This window comes from Streptomyces sp. CO7, assembly GCF_053474865.1.
This window is the reverse complement of record NZ_JBRIOU010000004.1, coordinates 1162667-1167997: the sequence shown is the minus strand read 5'-3', so window position 1 is coordinate 1167997 and position 5331 is coordinate 1162667. Positions and strand designations below refer to the sequence as shown.

The 5331-nt window shown below is 75.1% G+C and carries 7 protein-coding genes; 4 read left to right on the top strand and 3 right to left on the bottom strand.

Annotation, left to right across the window (positions count from 1 at the left end; genetic code table 11):
- Positions 1 to 824: helix-turn-helix domain-containing protein (locus ACOV8S_RS18205; protein ID WP_448318826.1), on the bottom strand; the 824-nt coding region annotated here is incomplete at its 3' end.
- 110 nt (positions 825 to 934) lie between these two features.
- Between ACOV8S_RS18205 and ACOV8S_RS18200 the strand changes: the two genes are divergently transcribed.
- Positions 935 to 1702: a DUF4232 domain-containing protein gene (locus ACOV8S_RS18200; protein ID WP_448318825.1), complete on the top strand. Its 768-nt coding sequence runs from the start codon at positions 935 to 937 to the stop codon at positions 1700 to 1702.
- Between the two features lie 182 nt (positions 1703 to 1884).
- Here the strand turns inward: ACOV8S_RS18200 and ACOV8S_RS18195 are convergent, their stop codons facing one another.
- The gene (locus tag ACOV8S_RS18195) at positions 1885 to 2052 is read right to left on the bottom strand and encodes a hypothetical protein (protein WP_448318824.1); all 168 of its coding nucleotides are present in this window, start codon (positions 2050 to 2052) and stop codon (positions 1885 to 1887) included.
- 138 nt (positions 2053 to 2190) lie between these two features.
- On the opposite strand from ACOV8S_RS18195, the gene hemB reads away from it, so the two are divergent.
- The 3 genes from hemB (at position 2191) to ACOV8S_RS18180 (ending at position 4711) form a co-directional block, all read left to right on the top strand.
- On the top strand, positions 2191 to 3183 hold the full coding sequence (hemB, locus tag ACOV8S_RS18190; protein WP_448318823.1) for a porphobilinogen synthase: 993 nt from the start codon (positions 2191 to 2193) through the stop codon (positions 3181 to 3183).
- Positions 3184 to 3352: 169 nt separating this feature from the next.
- On the top strand, positions 3353 to 4231 hold the full coding sequence (locus ACOV8S_RS18185) for an SAM-dependent methyltransferase (RefSeq protein WP_448318822.1): 879 nt from the start codon (positions 3353 to 3355) through the stop codon (positions 4229 to 4231).
- 69 nt (positions 4232 to 4300) lie between these two features.
- Positions 4301 to 4711: a hypothetical protein gene (locus ACOV8S_RS18180; protein ID WP_448318821.1), complete on the top strand. Its 411-nt coding sequence runs from the start codon at positions 4301 to 4303 to the stop codon at positions 4709 to 4711.
- Between the two features lie 36 nt (positions 4712 to 4747).
- On the opposite strand, the gene ACOV8S_RS18175 is transcribed toward ACOV8S_RS18180, so the two are convergent.
- Positions 4748 to 5331 (bottom strand): DUF4253 domain-containing protein (locus ACOV8S_RS18175; RefSeq protein WP_448318820.1); only part of this gene is annotated, 584 nt, incomplete at its 5' end.

Genomic DNA, 5331 nt, shown 5'->3' with positions numbered 1-5331 from the left:
GTCCCTGCCTCGGGCCCGGTCCCGCCCTCGGCCTTCGGTCCGGTTGCCTCCGGTCCGGCACCGGCCTTCGGTGGGACGGCGGCCGCGGCTGCGGTTCCGGCCTGGTGGGTCGCCGGGGAGTGAGCAGGGGTCGAGCCCTTGCCGGGAGCGTCCGCCGGGGTGTCCGGCGTGCGGGCGTCCGGGGTCACGGCGCCCAGCGCCCGGGTGTCCGCGGTCGGTGCGTCGTTCGGCGTCGTGGCGCCCGCCACCGGCGCGCCCGTTGCTGCGGCGCTCACTGCCGGGGCGTCCGCCGCCGGGGTGCCGTCCGCCCGGTCGGCCTCCGTGGCGGAGACCGCGCCGGGCGGCGCGGACCCGGAGGCGGCCTCCGCGGCTGCGCGCGTCCCAGGGGCGCCGCCGGCGGCCCCCGCCGCACCACCCGCCGTGCTCTCCGGGGCCGGGGCCGGGGCTGGCGCCGGACGCCTGCGCGCGGCGTCGGCGAGGACCCAGGCCCGGTGGAGGCTCACCAGCTCCTCCGTGGACGCCCCGCACACGCGGGCGAACCGCTCGACCGGCGCGTACTCCGCCGGGACCGCGTCCCCGTTGCAGTACCGGTGCAGCGTCGACGTGCTCATGTGGAGCCGCTTGGCGAGCATGCCGTAGCTGCGCCCCGAACGGTCCTTCAGTTCCCGCAGCCGCCGCGCGAACTCCGCGGTGTCCTCTGCCCCCGTCACTGGTCCTCTCCCCCTCGTCCGTCGTCCGGGACGTCCCGTCCGGGCGTTCCAGGCGACCGCGTTCTGGCTGGTCAGGGCGTCGGGAACGTTCCAGCGTCCCGTACGCCCCGGCATCGGCGCCGGTGGGACGAATCCGCCCACAAGCTTGTGGTCATCCAAGCACGCCGCTTGGCCCGACCGGTCGAGCGGCTGCCGAACTCCACTGCCTTGAGAGGTATTTCGCCATGCATGCTCTCGCCTTCCGTCGCCCCCGTGTCCGCGTCCTCGCCGTCGCCACCGCCGCGTTCGCCGCCTTCTCGCTCACCGCCTGCGACAGCGGCTCGGACGGCGGCTCCCCCGCCCCCTCCCCGGAGGGCTCGCGCCCCGCCGCCTCGGCCGGCAGCCCGGACGCCGGCACGGACACGAAGCCGGCCGGCACGGAGAAGTCGGCCGACGGCGCCTCCGGCACGGGCAAGGGCGACGACGCCTCCACCGGCTCCGCCGGCAACCAGGGCTCGGACCAGGGCGGTTCCACCGGAGGCTCCACCGGCGGCTCCGGCAGCAGCGGCGGCTCCGGTTCCGGTACCGCCCTGGTGACCTGCACCACCGCCAACACCAAGATCCGCGTCACCGCCGTCTCCCGCCCGATCAACCACGTCCTGATCACCGCCGTCAACACCGGCGACGTCCCCTGCCTCGCCTACCACGCGCCGTTCCTGCGGTTCGACGACGCGCAGGCGGCCGTTCCGGTGCTGGACGACAGCCGGCCGCAGGCGGTGGTGACGCTGGAGCCGGGGGAGGCCGCCTACGCCGGAGTGATGACCGCGGCGGCCACCGGCGAGGGCGAGGGCGGCCGCACCGCCCGCAAGGTGACGGTCACCTTCGCCGGCCGCTCCGGCGGCGCGGGCTCCGGCGCCGCCACCGTGTCGCTCCCCTCGGGCGGCGTGTACGTCGACAGCACCCACACGGTCACCTACTGGCAGCAGGAGATGGACCAGGCGCTGGCCTGGTGACCCGCCGCCCGGCGGGCCGCACGGCCTCAGCCGACGAGGAGCTGGGCCTTCACTCCCGCCCAACCGGCGGCGTCCCCCGGGCGTGCGGCGCGCGACACCGCCTTCCCGGCACCGGCCGGCGGGGTGTCCCGCGCAACGCCGCCGCCCCCCAGCCGCATGGGCCGGCGGGGTGTCCCGTCGCCTCACCGGCGGCATCGGGGGGCGGGGGCCTGAGTCCGGCCACCGTTGTACCGGGCGATCACCGAGGAGACGGCGAGCATCAGCAGGGCGAGGACGCCGATGAACCAGGGCCCCGGTTCGCCCTCGGCCTGCGGCGAGACCCGGCGTCCGGGGTCGTGGGAGACCCGCACCCCGGCTCTGCGCCGTGCGGCCCCGCGCTGGGCGGCCCCGCGGACGCCAGGTGGCCGTCGGGTCCCCATCCCCGGCCGGGGGACGGACCGACCGGGCGTCGGCAAGACGTGCCCGCCCGCGGGCGTAGCGTGGAGGGCATGACGACGTACGGTTCCTTCCCCGGTACGCGGCCGCGGCGGCTGCGTACGACCCCCGTGATGCGGCGCATGGTGGCCGAGACCCGGCTGCACCCGGCCGACTTCATCCTCCCCGCGTTCGTGCGGGAGGGCGTGAGCGAGCCGGTGCCGATCAGTTCGATGCCGGGGGTCTTCCAGCACACCAGGGAGACCCTGAAGAAGGCCGCCGCGGAGGCGGTGGAGGCCGGGATCTCCGGGATCATGCTCTTCGGCGTCCCCGCGGACGAGAAGAAGGACGCCCTCGGCACCTGCGGCACCGACCCGGACGGCATCCTTCAGGTCGCCCTGCGCGACGTGCGGGCCGAGGTGGGCGACGACCTGATCGTCATGTCGGACCTGTGCCTGGACGAGTTCACCGACCACGGCCACTGCGGCGTGCTGGATGCCGACGGCCGGGTGGACAACGACGCCACGCTGGAGCGGTACGCGGAGATGGCCCAGGTCCAGGCGGACGCCGGCGCCCACGTCGTGGGCCCCAGCGGCATGATGGACGGCCAGATCGGCGTCATCCGCGACGCGCTGGACCAGATCGGGCGGGAGGACGTGTCGATCCTCGCCTACACCGCCAAGTACTCCTCCGCCTTCTACGGCCCCTTCCGCGAGGCCGTCGGCTCGTCCCTCCAGGGCGACCGCAAGACGTACCAGCAGGACCCCGCCAACATCCGCGAGTCGCTGCGCGAGCTGGCGCTCGACCTGGAGGAGGGGGCGGACATGGTCATGGTCAAGCCGGCCGGCCCCTACCTGGACATCCTGGCGCGGGTCGCCGACGCGGTGGACGTGCCGGTGGCCGCCTACCAGATCTCCGGCGAGTACTCGATGGTCGAGGCGGCGGCCGAGAAGGGCTGGGTCGACCGCGACAAGGCGATCCTGGAAACCCTGACCGGCATCAAGCGGGCCGGCGCCCAGAACATCCTCACCTACTGGGCGGTGGAGGCCGCGCGCATGCTGCGCTGACCACCACCTGACGGGATGGGACGGGGCGGGGCGGTACGGAACGGAACGGGGCGGACCTGCCGCAGGTCCGCCCCGATCTTGGCGGAAAGAGGCCCCGCGCCCCGCGCCCGCGTGCCGCTAGGTTGTCGGCGGGAACCGGCACGGCATGCCTCGGGGGAGGGGACGTTCCATGTCCGACGACGTGTGGCGCAGGATCGACACCGGCAGACCGCACCCGGCGCGGGTCTACGACCTGCTGCTGGGCGGCAAGGACCACTACGAGGTGGACCGCGCCGCGGCCGCGGCCGCCACCCGGGTCAACCCCCGGGGATACCTCGACGTCCGCCACAACCGGGACTTCCTGCGCCGCGCCGTCACCTCGCTGGCCCGCGACGAGGGCATGGACCAGTTCCTGGACATCGGCTCGGGCCTGCCCACGCAGGAGAACGTGCACCAGATCGCCCAGCGGTACGTGCCGTCCGCGCGCGTCGTGTACGCCGACAACGATCCGATCGTCCTCGCGCACGCCCGCGCCCTGCTGACCAGCAGCCCCGAGGGCCGCACCGCCTACGTCGAGGGCGGCCTGCGGGCGGCCGACGCCCTCCTCGAGCAGGCCTCCGCCACCCTCGACCTCGACCGCCCCGTCGTCCTGGTCCTCGCCGCCGTCCTGCACTTCGTCGAGGACGCCGACGCGTACGGCGTGGTGAAGCGGCTGACGGACGCGCTGCCTTCCGGCAGCCGGCTGGTGCTCAGCCACCTGGGCCACGACCTGAACCCGGAGCGGATCCTGCCCGTCCAGCGGACCATGCGGGAACGCGGCATGACCTTCGTCCTGCGGGACAGGGCCGGTGTCGGACGCTTCTTCGACGGCAACGGGCTGGTGGTCGAGGAACCGGGCATCGTCCCCGTGCACCGCTGGCGCCCCGACGGCGCGGCCCCCGTGCCCGAGCAGCCGGCCCCGAGGCTGCTGGCGTCCATGGAACCGGTGGACCGGCTGCGGTACGCCGACATCAACGACGTCACCGACGAGGACATCAGCGTCCACGGCGCCGTGGGCCGCAAGCCGTGAGCGGGCCGGGGCGGTTCAGGAGGCCCGGACTCCGCGCGGCTCCAGGCGCCGGCCGTCACGTCCGGTGCCATGCCGCGTAAGGCGCACGCGCCGCGCCGTCTGGTCGCCGACGGGCGCGAGTACTGGTGGACGCACAGCCACAGTCACCGGCGGCCGAACGGCGGACCGCCGGTGGACTGCCGTCAGACGCTCACGCTGACGTACCGCCCCAGGGAGCGGGCCGTCAGCCGGTTCCGCATCGTCTTCGCCCAGGGCTCCGGCCGCTACGTCCCGGGCGGGGGCTTCACCGGCTCCGGCGACGTCGGCTTCGTCCGGGGCGCCGGCCTCAACCTGCACGAGCCCGGCGCCGTACGCGCCCTGCTCCAGGTGGCGCTGGCCCGCGGCTGGCAGCCGGACGTCCCGGGCGGGACGACAGCCGACGGCTGGACCCTCCTGGAGGAGGCCGCCGCCCTGCGGGAGAGCGCCCTGAAGTTGACGTAGTCCACGAAGCCGGTGCAGTCCACCCGCGACGGGCACTCAGTCCCACCAGAAGGTCCACAGGTGGGCATTGAGGACTGCCTGCTCCGCGTAGCTCTTCAGCGGGGAGATGCCCTGGTCGATGTTGTCGGGGCAGAACGCGTAGTGCTCCGCGGCCACCGCCTCCGCGTGCTCCTGGGTGCCGGGCGGGGAGGCGACGGAGAGGACCAGCTGGTCGAAGGCGAGGGCGAGGACGCGGGCGCCGAAGCGGTCCTCCCAGGAGCGCAGGACGGCGCAGAGGCGGGCCACGTCCCCCTCGTGGTTCACCGGGCCCCTCCAGCCGATGGCCGCGGGTATGTCGGCGCTGCGGCGCGCCGGGACGAGGGCCGGTCGCGCGTCCTTCAGCCAGGGGACCCCCTCGACGACGAAATCCGCGGTGTCGGCGACGTCGAGGTCCGGGTCGGCGCGGGGCGCGGCGGCGGGGGCCAGGCCCTGCCAGGCGTCGGTCCGCACGCCCACCTCGTCGGGGCCGACCAGGTCGGCGTACTCCTGGTAGCCGGACCAGTGGTCGTCGAGGACCGCGGCGGGATCGTGGTCGCCGGGGTACGTCGTCCTGGCGGGGGCGAGCCCCCAGTCGGCGGGCC

Coding starts and splice junctions, on each gene's coding strand:
- hemB (WP_448318823.1), top strand. CDS start 2,191: ATGACGACGTACGGTTCCTTCCCCGGTACGCGGCCGCGGCGGCTGCGT.
- ACOV8S_RS18200 (WP_448318825.1), top strand. CDS start 935: ATGCATGCTCTCGCCTTCCGTCGCCCCCGTGTCCGCGTCCTCGCCGTC.
- ACOV8S_RS18185 (WP_448318822.1), top strand. CDS start 3,353: ATGTCCGACGACGTGTGGCGCAGGATCGACACCGGCAGACCGCACCCG.
- ACOV8S_RS18180 (WP_448318821.1), top strand. CDS start 4,301: ATGCCGCGTAAGGCGCACGCGCCGCGCCGTCTGGTCGCCGACGGGCGC.